The organism is Paenibacillus sp. FSL L8-0435 (assembly GCF_037965655.1).
GTDB lineage: Bacteria > Bacillota > Bacilli > Paenibacillales > Paenibacillaceae > Paenibacillus.
The window spans coordinates 4,560,833-4,586,411 of record NZ_CP150185.1; the positions used below are offsets into that span (position 1 = coordinate 4,560,833).

A 25,579-nucleotide genomic window follows, 5' to 3' on the forward strand; every position below is an offset into this window, starting at 1 on the left:
AGAGCTTGAAGATATGCTATGTTATTCTTCATCTTTGGGTTTCTGTTCATTTTTAGCTTTGCAACGATAACAAATTCCATGAAAGTCCAGTCGGTGATCTACTACCGAAAAGTTGAATTCCCGCTCCAAACGCTCTTCAAGCGGTCCAAGCCAGTCTTCACGTATTTCATCCATACTTCCGCATTGAACACAGATTAAGTGATGATGGTGATGCTTGGATGTATCTCCGCGCAGATCATAACGCGCTACACCGTCGCCGAAGTTGATTTTCTCTACAACATGCAGCTCACTCAGCAGTTCGAGGGTACGGTACACGGTTGCCAGACCGATTTCGGGAGCCTTTTCTTTAACGAGCATGAATACATCTTCTGCGCTCAGATGATCTTCTTCATTCTCAAGAAGTACTCTTAAGGTGGCTTCCCGCTGGGGCGTTAATTTATATCCTTGGGACTGTAGTTGCTGCTTAATTTTATCAATCCGTGCTTCCATTTTCTCCCTCCCCCTAGGAAATCACTGCACACTGCAACTTAACCCACTCTTTTCATTATAGGGGGAGTGCGTAATTAAAGTCAACATTTTACACTATACGGTACACGTTAGGCCGGTAGTAGCATTGGCGTGACCCAACGCATCATCGCAGGTGTAACCCATGTTTCAAAAGACGCCACGCCGAGCAGCAGTGCAGCCATAACCAAAGTTAACACTATATATGAAGCAAAAGGCCTTTGTCGACCAGGTGTTCGCTGCATCAAAACACGATTACGAATGATGTATAACGAAAACGTCATCGCCGCTACACTGCAGATCAGCAGGATCGGAATGACGAATAGATTATGAGGTGCCACGGACACCAGTGCAAACAGAAGCCCTTTCCAGGAATACTGGCCAACAAGGTACCCTACCGTGAATCCAATGAGCACACCTTTTAGAAAATCCAGAACCAGTATACCGGGCAGTCCAACAACGGATAAACCCAGAATAAAGATCAGACCCACCCATTTCAGGTGAAGCATGGCAATGTCCCAATATGCCCCGGTCTCAGTCACTTGTGCACTGTGCTGCACGGTCATGAAGAAATTGCCGAGATAACCCTCCAGATCCTGACGTTGCTCAAGAGACAATGCGTTGACCATGAGCGCGCCAAAAATGACGCCGACCAGAAACAAGACGGCCACGAATACATATAACGAAGTCTGACCTTTAAATGTAAAGTAGGAAGAGCGCATACAGGTACGAGTCCCCTTTCCGGTATCATGCTGCAAGGATTCTCAGTTACATCCTCATAGTCATTCTTATGAACCGGAATGCACCTGTATGACTTCTTGTCCAGATTGGACCTCTGTAAAGCAAAAGCTATATGAGTTGAACTACAAAATTTTTACACGGGTCACTCCGTAGCTCTTTGCTGAACAGCAACTTTACCGTAAGTGCCGCCACCTCCGGAGGACAGCTCCAGTTGTCCGTTCCGTGCAGCCACAATCAGGCCAGCCAGCACAGGTCCAACAACCGCAGCAAGCTCTTCCTCACGCGTGCGATGAAGTACGTTCATTTCTGTACCAAAATGGTCCAGTAGCTGGCGCAGTTTGGCTTTGCCAAGTCCCGGGATGAACTCCAGTGGCACCTGATAATGATAGGCTGGTCTGTTTGCAGGAACATGAGGACTCTCTCGATCAGAGATTGCCAGGATGCGATCCAGCACCCCCTGCACCAGCTTCAGACTGCCACAGTGCGGACAACGCTCTGCTGACATCGCCTGCTCGTCCATTATGCTGCCACATGCGGCACAGTAAGTACGGTGGTATTTGCCCAGCCTTGGATTCAGTCCATAATTGGCCGCAATTTTCCTGCCGGCTTCTCCTTGAAGTGCCATGCGGAATTCATCAAAAGAAGGGGAAGCCACTTGCAGTTCATTATACTCCCGTCCAATCTTACCGAGAGAATGGGCATCCGAGTTGGTCAGGAACGGAACATGATCCAATTCCCGAATATAACTGGCCATGGATGAGTCCGAGCTTAAGCCTAGCTCTACCGCATCCACGAGACTAGTATCCAATACATCGCCCATACGGGGTGCCGTACTGCCATAGATGCCTTTATGCGGTGTAAACACATGTGCAGGTACAATAAGCCCACCACGTGCCTTAATCTCGGCTTGCATCTCTAGAGCGGGCACGTACACCCGCTGAGAACTGAGATTCACATTTTTCATATAACGTTTCATCCAGTCCGTGAAGGACTTCATCGTTTTCAGATCACGGAAGTACGCCAGCATATGGAACTCACGCATTCCAGGCTCGCGCAGCTCAATCTCTGTACCCAGCAGAATGGTGGTGTCCTGATAGGCAATGCCGCCGCCCTCAATCTCGGACATGGTACCACTCTCCAGCAATTGCTCAATATCCAGCTGTACAACCGGAGAATGACAATCAATAACACCAAGCAAATGAATTCCTTTGCGATCCGATGCTTCCCGAGCAATATTCTCAAATGTCAGATCGCGACTGCCACTGATTTTCACGGCCTCACCGCGAGAGGTTCGTCCGATGTGAATATGAAGGTCTGTATAACAGGGCTCCCACGTCGTGGACATTTCCAGTTGGTCTTGCATGCCTAGAACCGTCCTGTCGTTCTGTAGAGGTCCCACGCGTATACAGCCATCATCGTTTTGGCATCACTAATCCGATTCTCATCCATGAGAGCGTAGGCTTCCTCCAGAGTTATTTCGGCAACTTCAAGGAATTCATCTTCGTCCAGCGCCATGTCCCCTGCTTCCAACTCTTCAGCGATGTATAGGTGAATGATCTCATCTGCGAACCCCGGTGACGTGTAGAACGAACGCAAATGACGCAACGACTTGGCCACAAATCCCGTCTCTTCTCGCAATTCACGTGCTGCGGCCACCTCCGGCTCTTCTCCCGGGTCCAGTTTCCCCGCAGGAATCTCCACTTCGGTGCGTCCCATTGCCTGACGATACTGATCCACAACAAGCATGCGATCCCCGTTTAGTGCAAGTACAGCTACAGCACCAGGATGCCGGATAATCTCACGTGTAGCCGTTTGTCCGTTTGGTAGCTTTACCGTATCGACCTGAAGTGAAATCACTTTTCCCTCGAAGATCGGCTTGGTGGATACGGTCACTTCATCCAGCTTTGGATTGGCAGGTTGCGCTGCGTGGATGGATTGGGCAGATTGGTTTGGTTTCATTGGTTCTTCAACTCCATATCGTAGGATTATATATAAATGGACTAAAAATATTTACACTAACCACTCCAATGACAGAACAACCCTTCGATCGCTGTTATCCCCAGATTTTTTTGATTTCTTTAACTAATAGATAAAATTTGGTGATAAAGGCGAACGCTCCGCTTCTCTTGGTTATTTCTGCCCTCTCCGTTCTTGTGTAAAGGATTAGCTCAATTTATATATTTGGTGAATGTATAATTTTCTGATTTTGGGCATATGGTGAGCGTATAGAATTCTCACAGCAAATATAAACGAATCAGGGGGACTTTCGATGAACAGTTATATGACGCCTCAATCCGTACACGTGGTAGGACAAGCCCGGCAAGTGCAGCTCATACTCAAGCAATGGTTGCGCGAGTGGGGCCCGGATGCCAAATTAGTCGATCTGCTCGCTGGACGCAAATGAATGGGTCATCGATCCATTCATCCATTGATTCAATTTGACCCTAAATTAACGAGTCTTCTCCCTTGAAATATAACATGAATTCACAAAAAGTCCGAATCCGATACAGATAGACCGGGTTCGGACTTTTGTCTAACAACATGTGAGGTAACATGTGCTGTATATTATTTCTTGTCAGCTGCCGTTTCCTGAATAATAGCCACGACCACTTGGGATAACTTCATAATGTCTTCGGCACGAATACGTTCTTTGGTTGTATGGATATCCTCATACCCTACCGCCAGATTCACTGTTGGAATGTCGAATCCGTTAAAGATATTGGCATCACTGCCGCCACCGGAAGCAAACGTACTTGTCTCCAGCCCAATACTGCGGATGGCACGCTGTGCAAGCTGCACAACTTCGTGTTCATCATGGAAACCAAATGCAGGGTAAAGGATCTCACTTCTGAATTCAGCTGTTGCACCGTATTTGCGACATGTCGTTTCCAACGCGTCACGCATCTGTGCAACCTGCAATTCAACTTTCTCCTGCACAATACTGCGAGCCTCCGCTTCAAGCTGTACAAAGTCACATACCACGTTGAGTGCTGATCCACCCTGGAATTTGCCAATGTTTGCTGTTGTCTCATCATCAATTCTGCCCAGTGTCATCGCTGCAATTGCTTTTGCTGCAACCTGAATGGCGCTGATCCCGTCTTCCGGGTTCACGCCCGCATGTGCGGACTTACCATAGATGCTCATTTGAATTTCAGCTCTCGCTGGTGCAGCAACACAGATCGTGCCTACAGCTCCATTAGAATCCAGCGCATAACCGAACTCGGCTTCGATATCCTTCGGATTCATGGCACGTGCGCCCACCAGGCCAGACTCTTCGCCGACTGTAATGACAAATTGAATTTTGCCATGTGGAATCTTGTTTTCCTGGATCACACGAATCGCTTCGAACAATGCCGCAATCCCTGCTTTGTCATCTGCTCCCAGGATCGTTGTTCCATCACTGCGGATCCAGCCATCTTCACCCAGTTCAGGCTTGATTCCCTGTCCCGGCGTCACGGTGTCCATATGACATGTGAAAAAGATCGGTGCAACCCCTTCAGTTCCTTCCGCTTCCCAGGTAATGACGAGGTTTCCGGCGCCATGTCCGGTTTGCTCCATGGTATCATCCTCATAGACATGAAGACCGAGATCTGTAAACTGTTCTTTTAACACCTTCGAGATGTTCTGTTCATTTTTCGTTTCACTATCAATCTGCACCAGTTCCATGAACTGATCGATAACACGTTGTTGTTTAATCATAGGACTTTCCTCCCTCTCGTAGATACGGTACAATACAATTACTATGGCTTGTTTATTTTATGAGGTTGTTCAAAAAGTCTGCTTTTGATTACGAAGGATGCCTGGCGGCATCATCAGCATCGAATATGGAATTCAGCCGAAATGTCCGTTGCTCACGTAGTTTTCCCTACGCTCCGCTACTCCATTTCTAGCTTCATCCCATCTTCTTGGTACTGAAAACCAGTCTTTTTGAACATACACTTTATATTGAAAGGAGTTCTCTCATCATGCAAAAAAAGAAATGGTTCAAAATCATCATCTATCTCATGCTGATCGCCATGATCGGGTCCACCCTTTTCATAGCTCTCGAACCGTTGCTGTTCGGATAGCAACCTAAAGCCTTTCGACGAACTGTTTACAGACGTTGAAGGGCTTCTTTTTCCGTGACCCAATTAATTTTATATGGAAAAATACGATTAAAGTACGGAACAATTTCCTGCGCAACCTGCTCCACTGTATAGGACTTACCCGTTATATCCTCCAGTGAGGTAACGCCATACTGCTCTATCCCACAAGGAACAATCCCCTGAAAACCTGCATGTTGAATGCCTGAGCTGATGTTAAAAGCAAACCCGTGACTGGTTACAAAACCGCGGCGGTGTTTGCAACGATTAAACTTGATGCCAATTGCAGCAATCTTCATATCGCCAATCCACACACCCGTGTAACCTTCTTTGCGTCCAGCTTCAATGCCCTGGTCTGCGAGATAATCCATAAGTACCTGCTCAAGTTTCCGTAAATAGCCGTGCAGATCCAGGTCTTCATCCCGACCAAGAATCAATAACGGGTAACCTACCAACTGGCCCGGGCCATGATAAGTAATATCACCGCCGCGGTCAATTTGAAACAAGGAAATCCCTTGCTCACGCAACTCTTCCGGACTGAGAAGCAGATGCTCCGGATGATTTTGTGAGCCGATCGTATACGTAGGCGGGTGTTGTAAAAGCAGCATCTGCTCCGCTCCCTCGCCCTCGTCCAATCGCTGCACAATCGCTTTCTGGCGGTTCCAAGCCTCTTCATAATCAAGCATTGGTATGTATGCAACATCCAGCGGCTTGCTCATGATTCCCCACACCCTTCTGCTTCAGGTTCAGTGTACAATTGAGCACCTGTCCGTAGACAGCAGGAAAAGTGCACGGCCTCCGGCACATACACTTCCCCGACAACTATTTACTTAATACACCTTGGTCTCCATGGTATATCCTTCAAGGTTTTCTTTGACACGTTGCAAGAAACGTCCGCTAATTACACCATCCAGGATTCGGTGATCCAGCGACAGACACAGGTTAGCCATCGAGCGAACAGCGATCATATCATTAATAACCACAGGTTTCTTGACAATCGACTCGAATGTAAGAATCGCTGCCTGCGGGTAGTTAATAATTGGCTGGGACAGGATCGAACCAAATGAACCTGTGTTGTTCACCGTGAACGTACCACCTTGCATATGGTCCAGCTTCAACGTACCCTCACGTGTTTTGCGAGCCAGCTCATCCACTTCACGGGCCAGACCTGCGATATTTCGCTGATCGGCATGTTTGATTACGGGTGTAAGTACGGAGTCTTCGGTTCCTACCGCCATGGACAAGTTAATGTCCCGTTTGACGATAATTTTGTCCACTGCCCATACCGAGTTCATGATTGGGAAGTCTTTGATCGCATTAACGACTCCCTTCATCATGAAGGACAGATATGTCAGGTTGATACCTTCCTTACGCTTGAACTCATCCTTGAGTTTATTGCGCAGCATCACAAGGTTTGTTACGTCCACTTCGATCATTGTCCATGCATGCGGGATTTCCGATACGCTTTGACGCATATTCCGGGCAATGGCATTACGCACAGGGGTAACATCGATGAAATACTCCGATCTTCCTTGGCCGCCACCCTCTACTTCGATCTGTGGAATTTTCGGACTTTCGGTTAGATGAATGCCTGAATGTCTCACAGGAACACCTGCATCGGACGCGGAGATCGCTTCTCCAGCGGTTAAACCCATTTCTCCATTTCCACGATTCACTCCGCTGAATGGAGAAGCAGACGGCACACCAGAAGGTGTATGCTGTACTGCTGCAGATGATGCTTGTGCAGACGCAGACGTTCCAGCCGCGTTACCTCCCTGTGCAACAAATGCCAGCACATCTTTGCGGGTAATACGACCACCGGCCCCAGTGCCTTGGATGCTTTGCAAGTTCAAGCCATGCTCTGCTGCCAAGGATTGCACTGCCGGGGAATACCGATTGCGCATCGGCTGGTTGGGGTCATGTGCTGCTGTATTTGAGGCGGCAACAGGAGTGTGGCTCGTATGTTGCTGCACTTGCTCCTGTTGCTGCGATACTTGTGTTACTTGCTCAGCCGCTTCTTCGTCCGAAGCTGCGACCTGCATGCGGCAGATTGCTTCACCAACAGCAATCGTTGTGCCCTCTTCCACCAAAAGGTCACCCATAATTCCATCCACAGTGGATGGAATCTCGGCATTAACTTTATCAGTGATTACTTCACAGATCGGCTCGTACTGTTCCACACGGTCGCCCGGTTTTTTCAACCATTTGCCTATGGTAGCCGAGACCAGCGATTCCGCCAATTGCGGCATAATGACCTCGATCCATTTCATACGTTCAGCCATTTGATTATCACTCCAAACTTTACTTTTAAACGATCCAAAAAACGAAATTAAAACTCGGCAAGTGTACGCATTGCTGCTTTGGCTTTGTCCTTGCTCAGCATGTAGAATTTCTCCAATGTTGGGCTAATTGGCATGGCCGGAACGTCAGGTCCGCAAAGACGCTGAATCGGTGCATCCAGTTCAAATAGACATTCCTCACTAATAATCGCGGCAACTTCGGCACCTACACCACCGGTTTTGTTATCTTCGTGAACGATCAGCACCTTACCTGTCAGACGAGCAGAAGCAATAATCGCTTCTCGATCCAACGGTTGCAATGTGCGAAGATCCAGAACGTGTGCGGTAATGCCTTCTTCACGCTCCAGCTCCTCAGCAGCCTGCATGACAAAATGCAGCGGCTGACTGTAACCGATCACCGTAATATCCGCACCCTCACGAAGTACGTTGGCTTTACCAATCGGAACGATGTAATCATCTTCAGGCACATCTTCCTTGATAAGTTTGTAGCATTTTTTATTTTCAAAAAAGAGTACCGGGTCCGGGTCGCGAATAGCGGCCTTGAGCAGTCCCTTAGCATCGTATGCCGAGTAGGGAGCTATAATTTTCAGACCAGGTGTTCCAAAGAAAATCGACTCCGGACATTGGGAGTGATACAACCCACCGAAGATTCCGCCACCAATCGGCGCGCGTATAACAATCGGACAGCTCCAGTCATTGTTGGAACGATAGCGGATCTTGGCCGCTTCACTAATGATCTGGTTGGTTGCCGGCAGCATGAAGTCCGAATATTGCATCTCGGCAATCGGCTTCATGCCATACATTGCTGCACCAATGGCAACCCCTGCAATAGCGGATTCAGACAATGGTGTGTCCATCACTCGCATTTCGCCAAACTGATCTTGCAGCCCTTTAGTTGTGGTAAACACACCACCTTTGAGACCTACGTCTTCACCAAGGATAAAAACATTCTCATCCCGTTCCATCTCTTCTTTCATCGCGAGACGGATTGCATCAATATATTCCATTACTGCCATACTTACCGTCTCCCTTCTTCGCTGTCCGCATAAACGTGCGTAAGAGTGTCCTCAGGTTTAGGATATGGCGCGTTGTCAGCATATTCAGTTGCTTCTTTCATTTCCAGCGCAAGCTGGGAAGCCAGATCCGCATCCCGGGCTTCGTCCCAGATGCCGCAATCGATCAAGTAGTTCTTCATGCGAGGAACGCCATCTTTCTTCCAGTTCTCCTCAACTTCCTCTTTGGTTCGGTAAGCCAGATCATTATCGGAGGTGGAATGAGGTGACAACCGATACATCATCGCTTCAATCAGTGTCGGGCCTTCCCCGGCTATGGCACGGCGACGCGCTTCCTTCACTGCAGCATATACTTCTAATGCATCGTTACCATCTACACGCAGTCCGGGGAACCCGTATCCTTGTGCTCGATCAGATATTTTGCCGCTCAACTGTTTGTGAATCGGTACCGAAATTGCATATTGATTGTTCTCACACATAATAATGACAGGCAATTTATGCACACCTGCAAAGTTGGCGCCCTCGTGGAAGTCACCCTGATTGCTTGATCCTTCGCCAAACGTAACAAAAGAAACAAATTCTTGCTTCTTCATTTTGGCAGCAAGCGCAAATCCAACAGCGTGCGGAACCTGTGTTGTAACCGGGCTGGAACCCGTCACAATCCGCAGCTTTTTGTGACCGAAGTGACCCGGCATTTGCCGACCGCCACTATTCGGATCTTCTGCCTTCGCAAAAGCAGACAACATCAACTCACGCGGAGTCATGCCTACCGCCAGTACAAAGCCGTAATCGCGGTAATAAGGTAAATAATAATCGTGATCCCGATCCAGACCAAATGCAGCGCCTACTTGCGCAGCTTCCTGACCTACACCGGATACGTGAAAGTTAATTTTGCCAGCCCGTTGCAAGAGCAAGCAACGCTCGTCAAACTTGCGCGCGAGCAGCATGTATTTGTACATATCTAATACTTCACCATCGCTAAGTCCCAGCTGTTGATGCCGGTGGACCGCGTCTGCAGTACCTTGTGAACTCATATGAGGTACCTCCTTTTAATCAGAGCCTGTGCCATACTTACTACCCGATCTTATAACCTGGTACTAAGACTTGGCTTAACCTTATTATAATCCCTTTTACCCAAAAAAGGAAAGGACCTTTCTCATAAGCTTGTTTGGCTTACATCCCAATGGCCTTTCCATCGACCGCCAGCATGGCTTCACCCATGATTTCCGACAGAGAAGGGTGCGGATGGATGGTTTGTCCGACTTCCCAAGGTGTGGCATCAAGCATCTGAGCCAGTGAGGCTTCAGCGATTAATTCCGTCACATGGGTGCCAATCATATGTACCCCCAATATATCATTCGTCTTGGCATCTGCAATCACCTTCACGAATCCATCCCGACTTCCGTGAATAAGTGATTTGCCAATGGCCGAAAATGGGAACTTCCCTGTTTTAATGTCATAGCCACGTTCTTTGGCTTCACGCTCGGTGAATCCGATGCTTGCTGCTTCCGGACGTGTGTACACACAGCGCGGGATACGGTGGGATTCTACAGCATGTATCGTTTCGCCCGCCAGATGATCAACAGCGAGAATGCCTTCATGACTTGCGGCATGTGCAAGCTGCAAACCGCCGATGCAGTCACCAATGGCGTAGATGTGTCCTTCACCGGTCTGTAACTGTTTGTTCACAGCGATGAACCCACGCTCCAGTTTGATATCTGTATTTTCGAGTCCGATATTTTCGACATTAGCCTGACGTCCAACCGACACGAGCATTTTCTCCGCTCTCAGCGTTTCCTGCTTATCTTCACCAAGCTGCACATCAATCTGGATGCCCTCTTGATCCGTGTTATATGTTTCCGTTAGAACAGTGGCACCTGTCAGGAAACGAACACCTCGTTTGCCGAGCAATCGCTGCATTTCTCTGGCAACATCCTCATCCTCGGCAGGCAACACGTGAGCAGCTGCTTCTACTACTATGATGTCTACGCCAAAGTCATTCAGCATGGATGCCCACTCCAGTCCAATCACACCCCCACCGACAATGATGAGTGATGCAGGAAGTTCATCCATACGCAGGGCTTCGTCGCTGCTCATTATGAATTTGCCGTCCGGTTCCAGGCCCGGCAACACACGAGGACGCGAACCAGTAGCAATGATGAGATTGGTTGGAACTACCGTATCCATCTCTCCATCTTCAAACTCTACAGCGACCGCTCCGCTCTGCGGGGAGAAGATGGAAGGTCCGATGACGCGACCTTTCGCGTGTACAACCTGGATCTTATTTTTTTTCATCAAATATTGAACGCCTTGATGGAGCTGTTCGACAATTGCATCCTTGCGCGCCTGTACTTTGGGAAATACAAGTGTGGCCCCAGCGGTCTCGATACCATACGTCTCGCTCTCCTGGATCTCGGCGTATACTTCAGCACTTTTCAGCAAAGCTTTACTCGGAATACAGCCACGATGCAGACAGGTTCCGCCAAGCTTGTCCTTCTCAATGATAACGACCTGTTTTCCCAGCTGTGCAGCCCGGATCGCGGCTACATATCCACCGGTTCCTCCTCCAAGAATTGCAACATCACATGTAATTGGCATCTCTCATGCTCTCCTCTATGAATCAAATTTCAATATAATTTATGATGGCTTAAATCATGGTTTAGCTTATACCCTCTATATGCCATTGTACTCTCCTTGAGCGGTCAACTCAAAGTTTGAAGCAATCACACATGGACAGCCTATGCATTCCAAGCTATGATGGAATCAGGTATGATCTGTAAGCGTAACCTTTATTTAATGTCGACTTTGGCAGAAAGGGTATAATGCTCATGAATACAAGATTGGTCTTTGCGCGATTTTTGGCAATTGTTGTTCTGGTCATCCCCGGTTTAATGGCAATGAAGGGTTTTCTGATGATGAAAGATGCCCTGTTCCTATATTATGCCGAGCACGGGAACGAACTGATTTCACCAGGGTTCCAGTGGCTTTCCTTTGGCGGTGGACTTGTCCTTTTTGCCGCAGGTATGAGTTTTCTGGGAGGCTGGATCCTGTTCCGTGACCGCAAGCGCAATTATGTAGGTCCCCGTTTCCGGTCCAAAAGTGTACCCGAAAAAGCAGAGACGCCCGGAAGGACTCCATGAGTCCGGGCTTTTTGTGTGTTTATACAACACACCGCCTACTTTACATAGACAGGATGGATCATCATGGTATCATTTCTAATCACGTTACAACGATTGCTCAAAGGCATTTTCCATGCGTTCAAAGACCCCAAGTTTCTGGCTTTGTTCGCGTTAACGGCAGCAACGTTGCTGTCAGGCACTTTATTTTACACTCGTGTTGAAGGTCTGCACTGGATCGATGCGTTATACTTCTGTGCGGTTACTCTGACTACGGTGGGCCATCCTGAATTTGTGCCAACCACCGGATTCAGCAAAGCCTTTACCGTAATCTACATGTTTGCAGGCATTGGTCTCACCTTTGCCATGATTGCCAGAATTACAGCAGGTATTCTATTCCCTCGCAAATTAAAGACAGAAGAGGACCCGGAGTAATCTCCGGGTCATTCGTATAATGCATCCCGCAGTTTGGTAGACATACGTGATTCTTTGGAAGAAGACTTCAAGATCGTTCTACGCAAGGTAAGGTTACTTGCCTGCAGTCTCTCCGCTTCTGCGAACAGTTCTACAAATAATGCCTGCGCCGCTTCATCCAAAGATCCCTGTTCTTTCAGGCTTTCATATTGCGCTTGCAGGGATGTTAATGCTTCACTCATACTAAACACCTCTTTTCACAACTCCTGTTAATTAGCTGCCGTAACCAATACCTTAACAATCCATATAGTAACACAAAGCTGCGCAGATTAGTTCTGGCTCTTTCCAAAGATTTTGTGGTACTCTGTAAAGGTCGCTTTTTTTGTTGAATCCCGTATGTGAGAGGAGTAGCAGCACCGTGCAAACAGGACGTATTACCGTAATTACTGGACCCATGTTCAGTGAAAAATCCGGTGAACTCATTCGCCGTTGTCAGAAATTAATACAATTTGGCCGTAAAAAGGTTGTGGCCTACAAACCAGCCGAGGATGATCGGTTTGCCCAGGACGAGATCGTAAGCCGAATTGGTTATCGACTCCCTGCCCATTCCATTCCCCGGCAATTAACCCCGGAATCCGTAGAAATGATCTTGAACCAAACCATAGATGCTGATGTTGTTGCATTTGATGAAGTACAATTTTTCAGCAGTGCCATTATGGAACTTGTCTCGGAGTTAGCGTATTGTGGCAAACATGTCATTGTGGACGGACTTAATATGGATTACCGTGGTAAGGAATTTGGATATGTCGGCGGTTTGCTTGCCATGGCAGATGACATTGAGAAACTCTCGGCTTTCTGTGCGGTATGTGGCAGCCCGGATGCAGCCTTTACGCAACGTATCGTCAATGGGGAGCCCGTTACCTTGGGTCCGGTTGTCATGATTGGCGATTCAGAAGCTTACGAGCCACGCTGTCGTTGCTGCTTCATTCCTCCTCACAAAGTTGAATGCTCATCGTAATTCCTAAAAGATCTTAGATATCTTCCAAAAAGGCCCCTTGGGGCTTTTTTTGTTATAGAAGAAACACTAGCACAAAAAAGCACCGCTTCGCAGCGATGCTTCCAGAGTCACTTCCCGCTAGTCCCGGGAAACAAAATATTTGTTGGTCATGTAGTAAGCGTCACCACGCGACGTTTCCACCATTCCTTTTTTGGCATCCAAAAATACAATCTCTTTACACTTTGTACAGTACCATTTTGTGCGCTTGTATGGGGATTCCGTCACATAAGCCGTGCCACATTTACAATCAATCTTCATTAATAACTCGGTTGATTTATAAGCACTGGACAAGCGTTCCAGGTTATCCTGCTGCTGTGTAGGCATAATGGTCTGCTGATAATCCGATAAATGATTTTGAACCTTGAAGTCTGCTACCAATCCTGCATTCAATCCAAAAAACTCCTTGCCGATTTCGGTCACGAAGCGCTTCTCATTTCTGTAGCAATCCAGCCACTCAATAATCTGCTTATTAGACAGTGGAACCGTACCCTTGATACCGCTGTTTAAGGTGTAGGTCATGATGTATAAAGTATCGTCTTGTCTACCTGAGTACATTAGAATCCTCCTTCGAATACATTTGCTAATGTACTACAAAAACGCGCATAAATCAAAAAATTCTTATTTCCTGAGCGCATCTCTTCTTATTAAATGGGAAACATTCCACGTTCATCCGCCAAAGACTTACAAGAACTGCATACACCTGAAACATTTCCCTGTGGTGCCGCATAATGCACGACCGATTTAACGTTTTTCTTGCATATGGAACAGTAGTGCCTCCTTTCCTTTTTTGGGATATAGTCCGATAGCTTAACCACGTTTTTGTTCGGTCGGAATCGTTGTAAGAAGCCCGGCCATTTCATCTCGCTTCACTCTTTCTTGTTCGTCTACTTCGTAGTCATTTTTTTGCTGTGGGCTAAAAATTATCTCGCCTTTTTTTATGTATACGATTCCAAGTTGTGCGTGCCTATCTCATAATCTATTCGACGTTTTGAGCGTTTTTCCTGTTTTTAATCTCTACACGTATAAAAAAAACCGACAGAACCTGCTCTCCTTATTTTCGGAAGAACAGTATTTTAGTCGGTTCCAGCCTTATTTATAAAAAGTTCCCAGAACGTCCAGCTCTGATGAGCGCTCTATTCGAAATGGATAGATATAACCCTGATTCATTCGGGTAAATTTGCGACTCCACAGATCCAGTCCCGATGTGAACTGATAGGCCTGATATATAAACTTGGAGCAGTAATTACGCTCAATACTGCGCAGATTGGTCTGCAAACGGTAGAATTTTACCTGCTTGTAATGGTCATGTACCCACCCGGCTGCTTTCATTCCTGCCTCATTCAATCTGGAGCGGAATACAATGAAACGATCTCCTTCATAAAACCGCGTGAGATACCACTCTAATGAATCAGCAAAAACAGGCCCATAAGGGTGCACATGATACACCTTGCCGTCGAGACCGATAATGCCCATATGCCCGGCATAATATGTCGATTCCGAGCTTGGCGTGTACACAATATCCCCTGGCTCTAGCTTCATTTCGCCCAACACGTTAATTGGCAAGTCCTGATGAAGCCGTTTGGCTGCTGAACGTTCACGCCGCCCTTCAACTAACAAGCGATGAAGCGTACCAGCAAGTGCGAGATATATTTCAGACCATTTGATCTTTTTTTTATCAGATCGTTTGAACCACCGCTGGATGAAGGCGAAACCTCGTTGTGGCTGTGATCCCTTTTTCATACGCTGCACTCCACTCTGTACTAGTTATCAATAACTTGTTGTTATTCTACAGTTTCTCAGGCTTATTATAGACATTTGGTAGTGTATATTCAATTCGGCAACCATTGTATCTGTTGAAATTATGCCTTCTTATTACCCATTTTATGCAAAAAAAGATGACTTCGGGATTAACCCGAAGTCATCTTACTCGTATCCAAATGTATACATTTATTCTTCTACAACACCAAGAGCTTTATTTTTCTCCTTAAAGCGGCTGTTATGGGAAGAAACATAAGCCACTTTTTCTGCTTCAGGGTCCATGTAAAGCTTCGCACTGTTTACCGCTAGGGCTGCATCAGTGAAAGTACCCGCAATCAGGTACAGTTTGCTACCATAATCTACAAAATCACCTGCGGCAAAAACACCAGGAATATTGGTTTGCAATCTCTCCGTTGTAGTGACATGCCATTCGCCAAGATCAAGTCCCCAATCCCGGATTGGACCAAAGTCACTCTTCATGCCGTGGTTTACAATGACAGCATCGACTTCAAGCAGTTCAGTTTCACCTGTGTCCACGTGTGAGATGGTCACCTGTTCAATCACATCACCACTCATACTATGTAGTGTCTCTACCGCGTAAGGTGTACGGACATCTACAGAGGATTCTCTCATACGCAGTACATTACGCTCCAACCCGCCAAAACGGTCACGACGATGCACAACCGTAACTTGCTCTGCCAGGGCTTCCAGTTCATTCGCCCAGTCCACAGCAGAGTCGCCTCCACCTGAAATCAGCACACGTTTACCACGGAATGGCTCCAGTTCCTGCACGGTATAGTGCAGATTGCTAACTTCGTAACGGTCTGCACCTTCAAGCTCCAACTTGGCCATTTTATATATGCCATATCCGATTGCCATAATGACGGTCCGTGTCCAGTGTTGCTCACCTGTTGCAGAAGTTAACAGAATTGTGCCATCAGGTTGACGCTCGAATCCTTCGATCTGTTGTTCAAATACGAGGGTTGGCTCAAAAGTTCTTGCCTGTTCTTCCAATTGTTTGATCAGATCTTCACACAGAATTGGCGTCACACCCCCGACATCCCAGATCATTTTCTCCGGATAAAAGAGCATGCGACCGCCCAATCTGTCACGTGCCTCAATCAACTTGGTCTTCATATCCCGCATGCCGCTATAAAAGGCAGAGTACATGCCCGCAGGGCCACCGCCGATAATGGTTACATCATAAAGTTCCAACTGCTGATTCATATTAAAAATACCTCCGTTAATTCGATCCAGAACATCGAGTATTTGATATCGATTCTCATTATCACTTAAATCCTAGTGTAATGGTAATCTTATCAAAATACAATGGCTAAAAAACAAACATTTCTTGTACAAAAATTCTATGAACACATTCTCTTTACTATTGCGCTCTTGGAGCCGCCAACAGCTTTTCAACGACAAAATCAAGTTGTTTATTAATTGAATAGATATCCGAATAATAGAAGAAATCGAAATCAATCTCAATCAGACGACCTTCCTTGATGGCAGGGATACTGCTCCATATTGGATTATCCGTCAAATTATCTGCCCCTTCATATACCGAGCGAAACACATAGTCTCCGATATATTCAGGAAGGACTTCCATGGAGATCGTGGAGCCTGCCGCGTCCGAAACCACGTCGATTTTTTTCTGTACGACTTCAGGTGCTTTCATTCCCAAGTACTCATATACCGCCTGAGATCCACGGCCAAATTGTTTGCTCTCTACAATAACCATACCTTTCAAACCACCCTCCACAATGGAGATTGTTTTGTCCAGTATGCCTGCATCTGCAAGAGTTTTCTTACTCTCTTCAACTTTGTTATTGAGATTGGTGATTAACGTCTCGGCTTCCTGCTCTTTGCCAAAGATACTTGCTATATTATGAAGTCTCTCTTCTGTAGTCAATTTCTCATACGGAATATATACCGTAGGTGCAATATCTTTTAATAACGTATACGTCTCTTCTGAAGGAACAATGATCAGATCCGGATCCAGATCAATGACAGCTTCAGGATTCGGTTCGAACCAGGTACCCAGTGCATTTACACCCTCTAGCTCACTCTTGTATGCAGCCCCGTCATATACATCTGAGGTAGCGATTGGCTTAACTCCAAGTGCGACGACATCCCCCTGGAGATACAATACAACAACCCGTTTTGGATTCGCTGGAACAACTACGTCACCCTTAACCGTCGAGACCGTGCGTGTTTCATTGTCTTTGTTCGTCTGGCTTCCTGTGTCTGATGATACTGCCGTGCTGCTGTTATTGGAACTGGCACCCGTTCCTTCGCCAGCTGCTGGTGTTGTCGCTGTACCTGAAGAGCAGGCTGCGAGGAGCATCGTTATGCTCAATAATGCAACCATAATCATACTGGAACTTGTTTTTCTTCTTTTCATTGGTGTAGACCCTCCGTCTATATATTGATAATGATTCTCATAATCAATATATCCCGACTTCCATCTTCGGCCAATGGACGATTCAGAGATTACCAATGGACAATCCTCTGCTCTCGCTTCTTCTCTTATCTTTCGTTGATACTGAATCGGAGAGATCCCCACATGTTTTTTGAAGATACGACTAAAATAGTACACATCCGAATAACCCACTTCTGCTGCAATTTCACTCAGCGTTGCATCAGATCGTACAAGCAAATTCCGAGCCTTGGCGATTCGAGTCTGAATTAAATAATCAATGGGACTGTAACCCGTCTGTCGTTTGAATTGCATAGATAAATGTCGGGAGCTGTAGTTGAATTGTTCAGCAAGGAAATCAAGCGTGACCTGTTCTCTAAAGTGCTTCTGTATATAACGAAGTGTTTGTTTCACCGGGTCAGCAAACTCTGTTTTGATCTCCTGATCTGCCAACTGAACCATCATTTCATGAATGAATTGGTAAAATAAACTTTTTGTATGAAGCAGATCCAGACTGCCAGAGTGAATCCATGCACCCTCAAGCTCATCAAGGTAACGTAACAACCCCAGCGGACTACTTGGCGTAAATCCATATTGCAAAGAGAACGGTGCAACTTCCGGCTTTGCCAATAACCACTTTTTACGATAACTGGGGAAGGCAAGGAATGCTCTGTAATAGAGTAGGATATATTCGAAATCTTCGTTGGTTTGGATATCCAGTGAAGATCCTTTGGCCCCATGAAGCATGTAGAACCGCTCTGCCTTGTATGTTTGTCCATTCAACTTAAGCACAGCCGATCCTCGTATTGTATATATAAAACCATTGGCCGGAAGTGTGTAGGAACTCAGTTGTGCCCCTGCCTCCATAACGATTCGGCGTATATCCAGAACCTTAATAGCGGCATGATTCCAGCATTTCATCTGTTCATCTAATTGCATTGAATACTCTCCAATCCCAGCCTCACCCGGAACAAAGGCCTTACAAGGTCATCATTCCGCCACACATCCGATAACATATGCGTAGCAGAGGTTCCTAATATACCTTTATTATAAATGATAATAATTTTCATTATCAACTGAAATTTAGAGTGGAATTGTATTTCATCTCATCAATCACTTGTTAGACTTAATTTGGTTCAGAGATCTTCGTAAACCACGCGGCCAATTCCTACGTCTGATCTTAACGGCATCCAGTGAACTCCAGACCAGTTTGGAGTTCAAAATCTTTCAGCGTCAAATTATCATAGAACTGCATGACCTACTCTTCTGCTTCTGGATCGATAACCATACTGACCCGTTTCTTGGCATCTGCAATTCTGGCGTCATAATCTGCTAACCATGTCTCAGATTCTTTTTCTTTATTCAACGCTTCACCGAAATAGGCGGTCTCTTCGGTAATGATAGTACGCAATAGGCCTACATAAATGAATCCATTCTAACGAAGCAATTGATCTTCAATTACTTCTCTTAACATCCGATATATGTAAATAGAACCATGATAAAGAGTAGAAGGAGAACAGAGGATATGAATTCAATCTCATCTGCAACCAAAAGCAGTTTCACTCCCGGGAATCAAGTCTCCAATCGGGATAAAGAAATTCAGGGACTTATGCAGCAGAAGATCCGGCTCAATGAAGAAATGCAAGGTGTAAAAACCAATGACGAGTTGGATACCAAAACCAAAGCTCAGCGAATTAAATCCTTAACAAGCTCCATTTCCCAGATCGACAGCCAGATTGCCCAAATTAAAGCTGAAGAATTGCAAGAAAAGAACAAATTAAGACAGCCCGAAAAGACTCAACAGCAACAACCCAAACCAACCGATGAGGCACAAGCCCCTTCACTCGATCACCTGATCAAGCATAGTCAGACTTATGATCAATTGGGTAAGTTGGTCGGTTTGCGGGATCGCATGCAGGGCTCGATTCAGACCACCGAAGGAGAAACCCGCTTCGACCGACTTGTTCTGGAGATCAATCCTCCCGCAAATGATCTCGATCTTGGCAAATCAATGATGCTGGAAAATTCAGAACGCACCGTCTTTCAGGCAAAGCGAGAGGTTGTTCAGGACATCAACTCCCAGTTAAATAAGGTCAATCAGAAGATTGGGGAACTGGTGGAAGAGATCCATCAGCCCGCACCTAAAAAGGGAGTACAACCACCTATCTCTGCAACATCTGGAGAAGAAGATCAGGAAGTAAATGAAGGAAAGAAAACGGGAAGTAAGGAGCACCCATCAGATGGCGGAACCACAGATCAGGAATCAGGAAATGGTCCACAAACTACGGCTTCTGCATCTCCTGCTGCTTCATATCCATCCGTCGATATTCGAATCTGAGTACCCTTTGTTCAAACATACTTATATGTATACATAATGAGGTTGAAGTGTTTTAACAACAAAACAATCGACTCGCATCACATAATAGATAAACCGCTATTACAGGTGACTAACTCCTGGTAAATAGCGGTTTTTCTTGTATCTTTAACGTTTGTAGCTGTAGCTACTATGAGTATTTCTTATCTTTAACACGGAGTACCAGCGGTATCATTTGCACAGATGATACTGCCTGCAATCGCTTTACAACCTTTTTTGATGCGTGTGGCTTCATCAATAATCTGATCTATGTTTTTATATTTTCGCTTGTTATTGGTTACAACGGCGATGGATACCGACACGAGAGGAATGGGCCGATTTAGCCCGGAACGTCCTTCCCCCAGAACATATTGATTATGCCAATCATGTTCGTTGTAGAATGTCTTTTTCATTTCCTCAAAACCTGAGATGACTTCCTCACTAATATGTTTGTAATCATGGTGATTCAGGATTGTAATAAAATCATCCCCACCAATATGTCCAAGAAAAGCTTCAGGGGGAACAAATAACTTGCGAAGCAAGTTAGCTGTCGCCTGAATAAGCTGATCCCCCATTTTGAAGCCGTAGCTATCATTGTAGGATTTGAATTGATCGAGATCAACGTACAATACGCTAAAATGGTCCATCTGAAGAGCCTGAGACAGCCTTTCATCTATGATATGATTACCTGGAAGACCAGTCAGCGGATTCATAAAAATCGCCATTTCAGCCCGTACATCAGCAACAGCGAGTAGCAAACGTCGAATACTCACAGCTCCAAAGAAACTTTCCCCTGACGTGACTAAAACAAGATCATATATCTCCCCTTCATCTCGGTCCATGGCTAGAACACTGACATCTGTAATCTGTTCCGAATAATCCACGACCAGTGCTTGCGTGTTCATCACCAGTTCTACAGGACGTCCCATATACAGATTATAGCCGTACTGGGTGCCTATCTGCTGAAAGAATTGGGGCCGCATCATTAATGACACACCCTTCTCTCCCATAACAGCTATACCTTCCAGACTAGGATTGGACTTGAAAAGATGATAGACGATATCACATTTTGTATCAGATTGTACTACAGGAATTGGTTCAGCAATCTGGCCTATTTGCGTAAACATACTATTCTACTCCTCTGTTCGTAGCATCTAATCCAACTTTTTAAATATATATGTAGGTCTTTGTCAATGGTCACATCGTACCACTTTTTACTTTAAAAAGCGTTAACTGAGGGTAAAAGTTTATGAAATATTTCCTTTTCTGAATTTTGCTATAGGGAGCTTTCTTTAATGCAGAAACTCTCAATTCAGACACAATCATGCAAAACTAATTTTCATCATCATGTTCTGTGTTATTTCGTTATGCAAAAATACCGTCATTTACTGGATATCTTTAATCCAATAAATGACGGTATTCGTTGGCATATATTACAGAAGTTTAGCGGCATGAAATGAACGAATTCAGATATAGGCCGCCAAAAATCCATGCTAGAATCAAATTTGAATCCAAACTATACTTGCCAGCTCACTACTCCTGACCCTTTCAGCTTACCTTATGCTCAATTCTCAGCTTGTCAGCAACCATCGCGATGAACTCGCTATTTGTTGGTTTCGACTTGCTGATATTGATCGTGTAACCAAACAAGTGGCTGATGCTGTCGATGTTACCGCGAGTCCATGCCACTTCAATGGCATGACGGATGGCACGTTCGACGCGGGACGGGGTGGTTTTGAATTTTTCGGCAATCGCCGGATACAGTGTTTTGGTGATGGCTCCCAAAATTTCGATATTGTTATACACCATCGTAATGGCTTCGCGCAAATACTGATATCCTTTAATATGCGCAGGAACACCGATTTCATGTATGATGGACGTAATATTTGCATCCAGATTTTTGTGTTTGCCCATTGGCACAACATTGGATGATTTCATGAACATGGATGATCCGCTGCTTGTGGACATCGCCGTCTGTGTTCCCACCAGTTGACGCACACGATTCGCAAGCACTTCCATGTCAAACGGCTTAAGAATATAATAAGAAGCTCCGAGTTGCACGGCACGCTGTGTGATATTCTCTTGTCCGAATGCCGTAAGCATAATGACTTTAGGCTGTGGAGACAGGTTCAGGTCGCGCAAGCGCTCAAGCACACCCAGTCCGTCCAGGTGAGGCATGATAATATCCAGAATCAATACATCCGGCACATCCCGAGTTTGCTCCAGCAATTGCAGTACTTCTTCTCCATTGTATGCAATACCGGTTACTTCCATATCTTCCTGCTCAGATATATATTCGGCAAGCAAATTCGTAAATTCACGATTATCATCGGCCAGCAATACCTCAATTTTTTGCAAAACGGTATCCTCCTTTAAATTAAACATCGTTTCGTACATTTCCTTACACGTTTAATTTTCGACACAGCCAGTTAAATTCCTCCTGTCGAAAATTATTTTTCTTTATTTTTTTTTCTTGATCCTATATAATAAATAATTTATTTCATTATCCGATATATTATGTTTGCTTTCGACAAAAAAGAACCTCAGGGCTGTTTAGCCAGCCTTGAGGTTCTTATCGTTTTCCTTCTTCATCATAACGCCAGCATCTTGTAACATCCATTCAATGAAGCAACCGTAACCCGATTTGGGATCATTCACGAATACATGAGTAACTGCACCAATCAACTTACCATTTTGTACAATGGGGCTGCCACTCATCCCTTGAACGATACCTCCGGTCTTATCCAGCAGTTTCGGGTCCGTGATTCGAAGCACCAGACCTTTTGTTGCTGGTTCGGTTTGATCTGCCACATGAACAATGTCAATGGAGAAGCGTTCAACTTGTTGACCGTCAACCACGGTAAGTATTTCGGCCGGTCCTTCCTTGACTTCATGAGAAAAAGCTACGGGAATGCCTTTCGAATACAGACTGTGCTCAGGATTTCCGGACATTTTACCAAAGATACCAAAAGCCGTATTACGTTCAATATTGCCCAAAATTTTGCTTTCCTTGAGGAAATGAGCACGTTTTTCACCGGGATCACCGGTCTCACTTTTAGAAATGGACGTCACATTGGACTGAACAATCTGACCACTACCCACAACAATAGATGTTTGTGTGTTCATGTCTGTAATCACATGGCCCAGTGCGCCGTATACGCCCTGATCTGGAGCATAGAAGGTAAGTGTGCCAACACCGGCTGCAGAATCACGAATGTACAATCCAAGCCTCCACGCTTGATCCTCGGAGTCATACGCCGGAGTTAATCGTGTCTTCACCGTTTCCTTACCACGTTTTAACACAACATCAATACCTTTTTTACTTTTACCTGCAAGTTCAACGGCTTCAGAGACACCTGCCACGCCATCAAGGCGTTTACCATCCATATGCGTAATCAGATCTCCGAGCTTAATGCCAGCCGTTTCTCCTGGCGATACACGCTCATCCTGCCCAGAATGGACCAGATGATGACCTACCACCAGAATGCCTGCCGATTTAACTTTAACGCCAATCGTTTGACCACCGGGTACAACACGCAAATCCGGTATGACATTCACATGAACTGTTTTGACCGGAATTTTACCCCACAACTTCAACGTTAATTTGGCATGTCCCGTCTGTTGAGGGTGAAGATGCAAAGGTTGTTGCCTGGTAACATGCATCGCTGCCTGATCATCCAAACCAACGATATCAGGACGATCTACAACGGCGCTTGAAACAGCAGGTACAGCGAGCCGGACATCCGCTTGCCTGCCAGCAAACACCTGCAATTCATCCGGCAGTGAAGCATAACTTTGCACAGGCTGAATGGCCTGGCTAATCACACAAAGAAAGAAGGCAAATAAAAGACCTAGCAATTTCTTCCTGAGGGGGGAATTCAATGGCTGTCACACTCCCTTTGCTTCTTTCGCTTGACGAAAGGTGGTCGCCAATTGCGTACCTTTAAGATAACCTCGCCCCCAGGCTTTTATTACTGTCAATCATTACGCCAGCCGTCCGTTTCACCCTTTTTTGGCTTCCGCCAAATTCAGCATTTCCTGTGCGTGATGCAGTGTTTTTTCTGTAATTTCCACGCCTCCCAGCATCCGTGCCAATTCCTTCACTCTGCCTTCGTCTGACAGCGATTCCACCTGCGTCATTGTCCGTCCATCGTAGACATGTTTCTCAATGAGATACTGATGATCTGCCATACAGGCCACTTGTGGTAAATGCGTTATTGAGAAAACCTGACAAGTCGAAGACAAGCGGAACAGTTTTTCCGCAATGGATTGAGCTGCTCTACCGCTAACTCCTGTATCAACTTCATCAAAAATCAGCACAGGTATCCGGTCATGTCGCGCAAAGATACTCTTCATCGCCAGCATCATTCTCGACAACTCACCACCTGAAGCAATCTTGCCAAGTGGTCGTAATGGCTCGCCCGGGTTCGGTGAGATCAGGAATTCCGCATTGTCCGCACCCTGACGATTCAGACGAATACGACGTCCATTCCATTCAATGCCCTTAGGATCTTCGAAAGGAGTAATCTGAACACGCAGTGTTGTCCGCTCCATTTGCAGATCCTTGAGCTCGCTTTCCACCTGTGCAGCAAGTTCCTCGGCGCATTGTTTGCGAACCTTGCTGAGTTCTTCAGCAGACTCCATCACAAGGTTAAGCATTTTGTCACGTTCAGCTCGCAATTTCTCCAGCCGTTCGTCCTTGTTCTCCAGTTGGTCGGTTTCATGGCTAATCTGTTCATAATAACTCAGAATAACTTCAACACTGTCCCCGTATTTCCGTCTGAGGCCAGAAATCAGATTCAGCCTTTGCTCCACTTCTTCCAGCCTTGCCGGATTAAATTCAATCTTCTCCCGGTAATCCCTTAACTGAAATGTCGCATCTTCCAATTGATAAAATGCAGATTGAAGCTGTTCTACGATTGGTTGCAGTCCTTTGTTATCATATCCAGAAATGTCTTCAATTCTTGAAAGGGCAATGCTCACAGCTTCAAGTCCGCGTTGACCACTGAGCAGATCATATGCACCAGCAACACTGTCCATCATTTTCTCACTATGGGATAGTTTGACCCGTTCTTCCCCGAGTAATTCATCCTCGCCTCGTGTAAGGCTTGCCGCTGCGATCTCCTCAAGCTGAAAGCGATACATGTCCAAGAGTTGATATGCCCGCTGACTGGACTCCTGAAGCGCACGAAGTTCCTTTTCCGCCGTGATAAACTTGCTGTAACGCTCTTGATACGTCGCTTTGACTGGTCCGATCACTTCCGAGCCATAAGTATCGAGAAGCCCCAGATGGCTCTCTGCACGCAGCAAACTCTGATGTTCATGTTGTCCATGAATATTGATCAGCTTCTCGCCTACTTCCCGCAACATGGTGAGATTGACCAATTGACCATTAATGCGGGATGTACTCTTCCCCTGTGTGTTCAGTTCACGTCGAATGACCAGATGCTCTTCAGGCTCACAATGGATACCCAGCTTCTCTAATGTCTGCCATACCGGATGACTCTGCTCCATCTCGAACAAGGCTTCCATCTCTGCCTTGTCACAACCGTAACGGATCAGATCCGCTGAACTTCGTCCACCAGCAATTAAGCCAAGTGCATCTATAATAATCGACTTTCCTGCACCCGTTTCCCCTGAAAGTACATGGAATCCCGGATGGAATACAACGTCCACTTCTTCGACCACAGCCAGATTTCGAATCGATAACGTAACTAACATCTGCAAAAACACCTCCGGATGACTAACTCAGAAATTATGTTTTTGAACCATTGATTCAAGAGGTTCAAAAAGTCCGCTTTTGATTACGAAGGATGCCTGGT

The 25,579-nt window shown here is 45.9% G+C and carries 26 protein-coding genes; 6 read left to right on the forward strand and 20 right to left on the reverse strand.

The genetic code is table 11. The annotated features are described in order from the left end of the window. Nucleotides 1–21 precede the first annotated feature (21 nt). The 4 genes from NST33_RS20270 to NST33_RS20285 all read right to left on the reverse strand — a co-directional run bounded on the left by NST33_RS20270 (nucleotide 22) and on the right by NST33_RS20285 (nucleotide 3,204). The gene (locus tag NST33_RS20270) at nucleotides 22–489 is read right to left on the reverse strand and encodes a Fur family transcriptional regulator (RefSeq protein WP_036607866.1); all 468 of its coding nucleotides are present in this window, start codon (nucleotides 487–489) and stop codon (nucleotides 22–24) included. A 107-nt stretch (nucleotides 490–596) separates the two neighbouring features. Beyond that, nucleotides 597–1,226, reverse strand: coding sequence for a stage II sporulation protein M (gene spoIIM, locus NST33_RS20275; RefSeq protein WP_017687629.1), 630 nt, complete (start codon nucleotides 1,224–1,226; stop codon nucleotides 597–599). Nucleotides 1,227–1,387: 161 nt separating this feature from the next. After that, the gene (locus NST33_RS20280) at nucleotides 1,388–2,608 is read right to left on the reverse strand and encodes an endonuclease Q family protein (RefSeq protein ID WP_339304837.1); all 1,221 of its coding nucleotides are present in this window, start codon (nucleotides 2,606–2,608) and stop codon (nucleotides 1,388–1,390) included. 2 nt (nucleotides 2,609–2,610) lie between these two features. Beyond that, nucleotides 2,611–3,204 (reverse strand): NUDIX hydrolase, encoded by a 594-nt coding sequence (locus tag NST33_RS20285; RefSeq protein ID WP_339177587.1) that lies wholly within the window; start codon nucleotides 3,202–3,204, stop codon nucleotides 2,611–2,613. A 310-nt stretch (nucleotides 3,205–3,514) separates the two neighbouring features. Between NST33_RS20285 and mciZ the strand changes: the two genes are divergently transcribed. Continuing rightward, the gene (gene mciZ, locus NST33_RS20290) at nucleotides 3,515–3,649 is read left to right on the forward strand and encodes a Z-ring formation inhibitor MciZ (protein ID WP_091028853.1); all 135 of its coding nucleotides are present in this window, start codon (nucleotides 3,515–3,517) and stop codon (nucleotides 3,647–3,649) included. 161 nt (nucleotides 3,650–3,810) lie between these two features. Here mciZ and NST33_RS20295 read toward each other — a convergent pair whose 3' ends face one another. Beyond that, on the reverse strand, nucleotides 3,811–4,944 hold the full coding sequence (locus NST33_RS20295) for a M20/M25/M40 family metallo-hydrolase (protein ID WP_339304840.1): 1,134 nt from the start codon (nucleotides 4,942–4,944) through the stop codon (nucleotides 3,811–3,813). A gap of 266 nt (nucleotides 4,945–5,210) precedes the next feature. Between NST33_RS20295 and prli42 the strand changes: the two genes are divergently transcribed. Then, nucleotides 5,211–5,312: a stressosome-associated protein Prli42 gene (gene prli42, locus NST33_RS20300; protein WP_017687624.1), complete on the forward strand. Its 102-nt coding sequence runs from the start codon at nucleotides 5,211–5,213 to the stop codon at nucleotides 5,310–5,312. Between the two features lie 26 nt (nucleotides 5,313–5,338). Here the strand turns inward: prli42 and lipB are convergent, their stop codons facing one another. The 5 genes from lipB to lpdA all read right to left on the reverse strand — a co-directional run bounded on the left by lipB (nucleotide 5,339) and on the right by lpdA (nucleotide 11,238). Continuing rightward, nucleotides 5,339–6,046: a lipoyl(octanoyl) transferase LipB gene (gene lipB, locus NST33_RS20305; protein ID WP_221822097.1), complete on the reverse strand. Its 708-nt coding sequence runs from the start codon at nucleotides 6,044–6,046 to the stop codon at nucleotides 5,339–5,341. Between the two features lie 111 nt (nucleotides 6,047–6,157). Then, a complete protein-coding gene (locus NST33_RS20310) occupies nucleotides 6,158–7,609 on the reverse strand; it encodes a dihydrolipoamide acetyltransferase family protein (protein WP_221822099.1) in 1,452 nt (483 codons plus the stop codon). Nucleotides 7,610–7,656: 47 nt separating this feature from the next. After that, nucleotides 7,657–8,643 (reverse strand): alpha-ketoacid dehydrogenase subunit beta, encoded by a 987-nt coding sequence (locus NST33_RS20315; protein WP_017687621.1) that lies wholly within the window; start codon nucleotides 8,641–8,643, stop codon nucleotides 7,657–7,659. 2 nt (nucleotides 8,644–8,645) lie between these two features. Next, complete coding sequence (locus NST33_RS20320) at nucleotides 8,646–9,674, reverse strand: thiamine pyrophosphate-dependent dehydrogenase E1 component subunit alpha (RefSeq protein WP_221822101.1); 1,029 nt, start codon at nucleotides 9,672–9,674, stop codon at nucleotides 8,646–8,648. Nucleotides 9,675–9,813: 139 nt separating this feature from the next. Beyond that, complete coding sequence (lpdA, locus tag NST33_RS20325; protein ID WP_339304842.1) at nucleotides 9,814–11,238, reverse strand: dihydrolipoyl dehydrogenase; 1,425 nt, start codon at nucleotides 11,236–11,238, stop codon at nucleotides 9,814–9,816. A 230-nt stretch (nucleotides 11,239–11,468) separates the two neighbouring features. Between lpdA and NST33_RS20330 the strand changes: the two genes are divergently transcribed. Together NST33_RS20330 and NST33_RS20335 are read left to right on the forward strand one after the other, a co-directional pair. Continuing rightward, entirely contained in the window at nucleotides 11,469–11,780 is a 312-nt protein-coding gene (locus NST33_RS20330) for a DUF2627 domain-containing protein (RefSeq protein WP_036607881.1), read from the forward strand. Between the two features lie 63 nt (nucleotides 11,781–11,843). Beyond that, complete coding sequence (locus NST33_RS20335) at nucleotides 11,844–12,191, forward strand: potassium channel family protein (protein WP_036607883.1); 348 nt, start codon at nucleotides 11,844–11,846, stop codon at nucleotides 12,189–12,191. A gap of 8 nt (nucleotides 12,192–12,199) precedes the next feature. Here NST33_RS20335 and NST33_RS20340 read toward each other — a convergent pair whose 3' ends face one another. Further along, nucleotides 12,200–12,412: a hypothetical protein gene (locus tag NST33_RS20340; RefSeq protein ID WP_339304844.1), complete on the reverse strand. Its 213-nt coding sequence runs from the start codon at nucleotides 12,410–12,412 to the stop codon at nucleotides 12,200–12,202. Between the two features lie 176 nt (nucleotides 12,413–12,588). Here NST33_RS20340 and NST33_RS20345 point away from each other — a divergent pair, with 176 nt between their 5' ends. Further along, the gene (locus NST33_RS20345) at nucleotides 12,589–13,188 is read left to right on the forward strand and encodes a thymidine kinase (RefSeq protein WP_062835251.1); all 600 of its coding nucleotides are present in this window, start codon (nucleotides 12,589–12,591) and stop codon (nucleotides 13,186–13,188) included. A 117-nt stretch (nucleotides 13,189–13,305) separates the two neighbouring features. Here NST33_RS20345 and NST33_RS20350 read toward each other — a convergent pair whose 3' ends face one another. The 5 genes from NST33_RS20350 to NST33_RS20370 all read right to left on the reverse strand — a co-directional run bounded on the left by NST33_RS20350 (nucleotide 13,306) and on the right by NST33_RS20370 (nucleotide 18,815). Continuing rightward, a complete protein-coding gene (locus NST33_RS20350; protein ID WP_017687614.1) occupies nucleotides 13,306–13,782 on the reverse strand; it encodes a hypothetical protein in 477 nt (158 codons plus the stop codon). 534 nt (nucleotides 13,783–14,316) lie between these two features. Continuing rightward, nucleotides 14,317–14,967 (reverse strand): hypothetical protein, encoded by a 651-nt coding sequence (locus NST33_RS20355; RefSeq protein ID WP_339304846.1) that lies wholly within the window; start codon nucleotides 14,965–14,967, stop codon nucleotides 14,317–14,319. Nucleotides 14,968–15,174: 207 nt separating this feature from the next. Next, nucleotides 15,175–16,212: an NAD(P)/FAD-dependent oxidoreductase gene (locus NST33_RS20360; protein ID WP_017687612.1), complete on the reverse strand. Its 1,038-nt coding sequence runs from the start codon at nucleotides 16,210–16,212 to the stop codon at nucleotides 15,175–15,177. Nucleotides 16,213–16,369: 157 nt separating this feature from the next. Further along, a complete protein-coding gene (locus NST33_RS20365) occupies nucleotides 16,370–18,343 on the reverse strand; it encodes an AraC family transcriptional regulator (RefSeq protein WP_339304848.1) in 1,974 nt (657 codons plus the stop codon). Between the two features lie 319 nt (nucleotides 18,344–18,662). Then, a complete protein-coding gene (locus tag NST33_RS20370) occupies nucleotides 18,663–18,815 on the reverse strand; it encodes a hypothetical protein (RefSeq protein ID WP_339304849.1) in 153 nt (50 codons plus the stop codon). 114 nt (nucleotides 18,816–18,929) lie between these two features. Here NST33_RS20370 and NST33_RS20375 point away from each other — a divergent pair, with 114 nt between their 5' ends. Then, nucleotides 18,930–19,742 (forward strand): hypothetical protein, encoded by an 813-nt coding sequence (locus NST33_RS20375; protein ID WP_339304851.1) that lies wholly within the window; start codon nucleotides 18,930–18,932, stop codon nucleotides 19,740–19,742. A 185-nt stretch (nucleotides 19,743–19,927) separates the two neighbouring features. On the opposite strand, the gene NST33_RS20380 is transcribed toward NST33_RS20375, so the two are convergent. From NST33_RS20380 to recN, 4 genes are all read right to left on the reverse strand, one after another. Next, entirely contained in the window at nucleotides 19,928–20,884 is a 957-nt protein-coding gene (locus NST33_RS20380) for a GGDEF domain-containing protein (RefSeq protein ID WP_339304853.1), read from the reverse strand. A gap of 421 nt (nucleotides 20,885–21,305) precedes the next feature. Then, nucleotides 21,306–22,115 carry a sporulation transcription factor Spo0A gene (gene spo0A, locus NST33_RS20385; RefSeq protein WP_036614349.1) on the reverse strand — a complete coding sequence of 270 codons (810 nt, stop codon included), beginning with the start codon at nucleotides 22,113–22,115 and terminating at the stop codon, nucleotides 21,306–21,308. Between the two features lie 195 nt (nucleotides 22,116–22,310). Beyond that, complete coding sequence (spoIVB, locus tag NST33_RS20390; protein WP_105599530.1) at nucleotides 22,311–23,639, reverse strand: SpoIVB peptidase; 1,329 nt, start codon at nucleotides 23,637–23,639, stop codon at nucleotides 22,311–22,313. Nucleotides 23,640–23,759: 120 nt separating this feature from the next. Then, the gene (gene recN, locus NST33_RS20395; RefSeq protein ID WP_076215806.1) at nucleotides 23,760–25,478 is read right to left on the reverse strand and encodes a DNA repair protein RecN; all 1,719 of its coding nucleotides are present in this window, start codon (nucleotides 25,476–25,478) and stop codon (nucleotides 23,760–23,762) included. Between the last annotated feature and the right edge of the window lie 101 nt (nucleotides 25,479–25,579).

Excerpts from the sequence above, each read along its gene's own strand:
- NST33_RS20365 (WP_339304848.1), bottom strand. The coding sequence starts at position 18,343 with ATGCAATTAGATGAACAGATGAAATGCTGGAATCATGCCGCTATTAAG.
- lipB (WP_221822097.1), bottom strand. The coding sequence starts at position 6,046 with ATGAGCAAGCCGCTGGATGTTGCATACATACCAATGCTTGATTATGAA.
- NST33_RS20335 (WP_036607883.1), top strand. The coding sequence starts at position 11,844 with ATGGTATCATTTCTAATCACGTTACAACGATTGCTCAAAGGCATTTTC.
- NST33_RS20280 (WP_339304837.1), bottom strand. The coding sequence starts at position 2,608 with ATGCAAGACCAACTGGAAATGTCCACGACGTGGGAGCCCTGTTATACA.
- lpdA (WP_339304842.1), bottom strand. The coding sequence starts at position 11,238 with ATGCCAATTACATGTGATGTTGCAATTCTTGGAGGAGGAACCGGTGGA.
- NST33_RS20310 (WP_221822099.1), bottom strand. The coding sequence starts at position 7,609 with ATGGCTGAACGTATGAAATGGATCGAGGTCATTATGCCGCAATTGGCG.
- NST33_RS20330 (WP_036607881.1), top strand. The coding sequence starts at position 11,469 with ATGAATACAAGATTGGTCTTTGCGCGATTTTTGGCAATTGTTGTTCTG.
- NST33_RS20320 (WP_221822101.1), bottom strand. The coding sequence starts at position 9,674 with ATGAGTTCACAAGGTACTGCAGACGCGGTCCACCGGCATCAACAGCTG.
- NST33_RS20350 (WP_017687614.1), bottom strand. The coding sequence starts at position 13,782 with ATGTACTCAGGTAGACAAGACGATACTTTATACATCATGACCTACACC.
- NST33_RS20355 (WP_339304846.1), bottom strand. The coding sequence starts at position 14,967 with ATGAAAAAGGGATCACAGCCACAACGAGGTTTCGCCTTCATCCAGCGG.
- recN (WP_076215806.1), bottom strand. The coding sequence starts at position 25,478 with ATGTTAGTTACGTTATCGATTCGAAATCTGGCTGTGGTCGAAGAAGTG.
- NST33_RS20340 (WP_339304844.1), bottom strand. The coding sequence starts at position 12,412 with ATGAGTGAAGCATTAACATCCCTGCAAGCGCAATATGAAAGCCTGAAA.
- NST33_RS20375 (WP_339304851.1), top strand. The coding sequence starts at position 18,930 with ATGAATTCAATCTCATCTGCAACCAAAAGCAGTTTCACTCCCGGGAAT.
- NST33_RS20315 (WP_017687621.1), bottom strand. The coding sequence starts at position 8,643 with ATGGCAGTAATGGAATATATTGATGCAATCCGTCTCGCGATGAAAGAA.
- NST33_RS20285 (WP_339177587.1), bottom strand. The coding sequence starts at position 3,204 with ATGAAACCAAACCAATCTGCCCAATCCATCCACGCAGCGCAACCTGCC.
- NST33_RS20270 (WP_036607866.1), bottom strand. The coding sequence starts at position 489 with ATGGAAGCACGGATTGATAAAATTAAGCAGCAACTACAGTCCCAAGGA.
- NST33_RS20295 (WP_339304840.1), bottom strand. The coding sequence starts at position 4,944 with ATGATTAAACAACAACGTGTTATCGATCAGTTCATGGAACTGGTGCAG.
- mciZ (WP_091028853.1), top strand. The coding sequence starts at position 3,515 with ATGAACAGTTATATGACGCCTCAATCCGTACACGTGGTAGGACAAGCC.
- NST33_RS20380 (WP_339304853.1), bottom strand. The coding sequence starts at position 20,884 with ATGTTTACGCAAATAGGCCAGATTGCTGAACCAATTCCTGTAGTACAA.
- spoIIM (WP_017687629.1), bottom strand. The coding sequence starts at position 1,226 with ATGCGCTCTTCCTACTTTACATTTAAAGGTCAGACTTCGTTATATGTA.
- prli42 (WP_017687624.1), top strand. The coding sequence starts at position 5,211 with ATGCAAAAAAAGAAATGGTTCAAAATCATCATCTATCTCATGCTGATC.
- NST33_RS20360 (WP_017687612.1), bottom strand. The coding sequence starts at position 16,212 with ATGAATCAGCAGTTGGAACTTTATGATGTAACCATTATCGGCGGTGGC.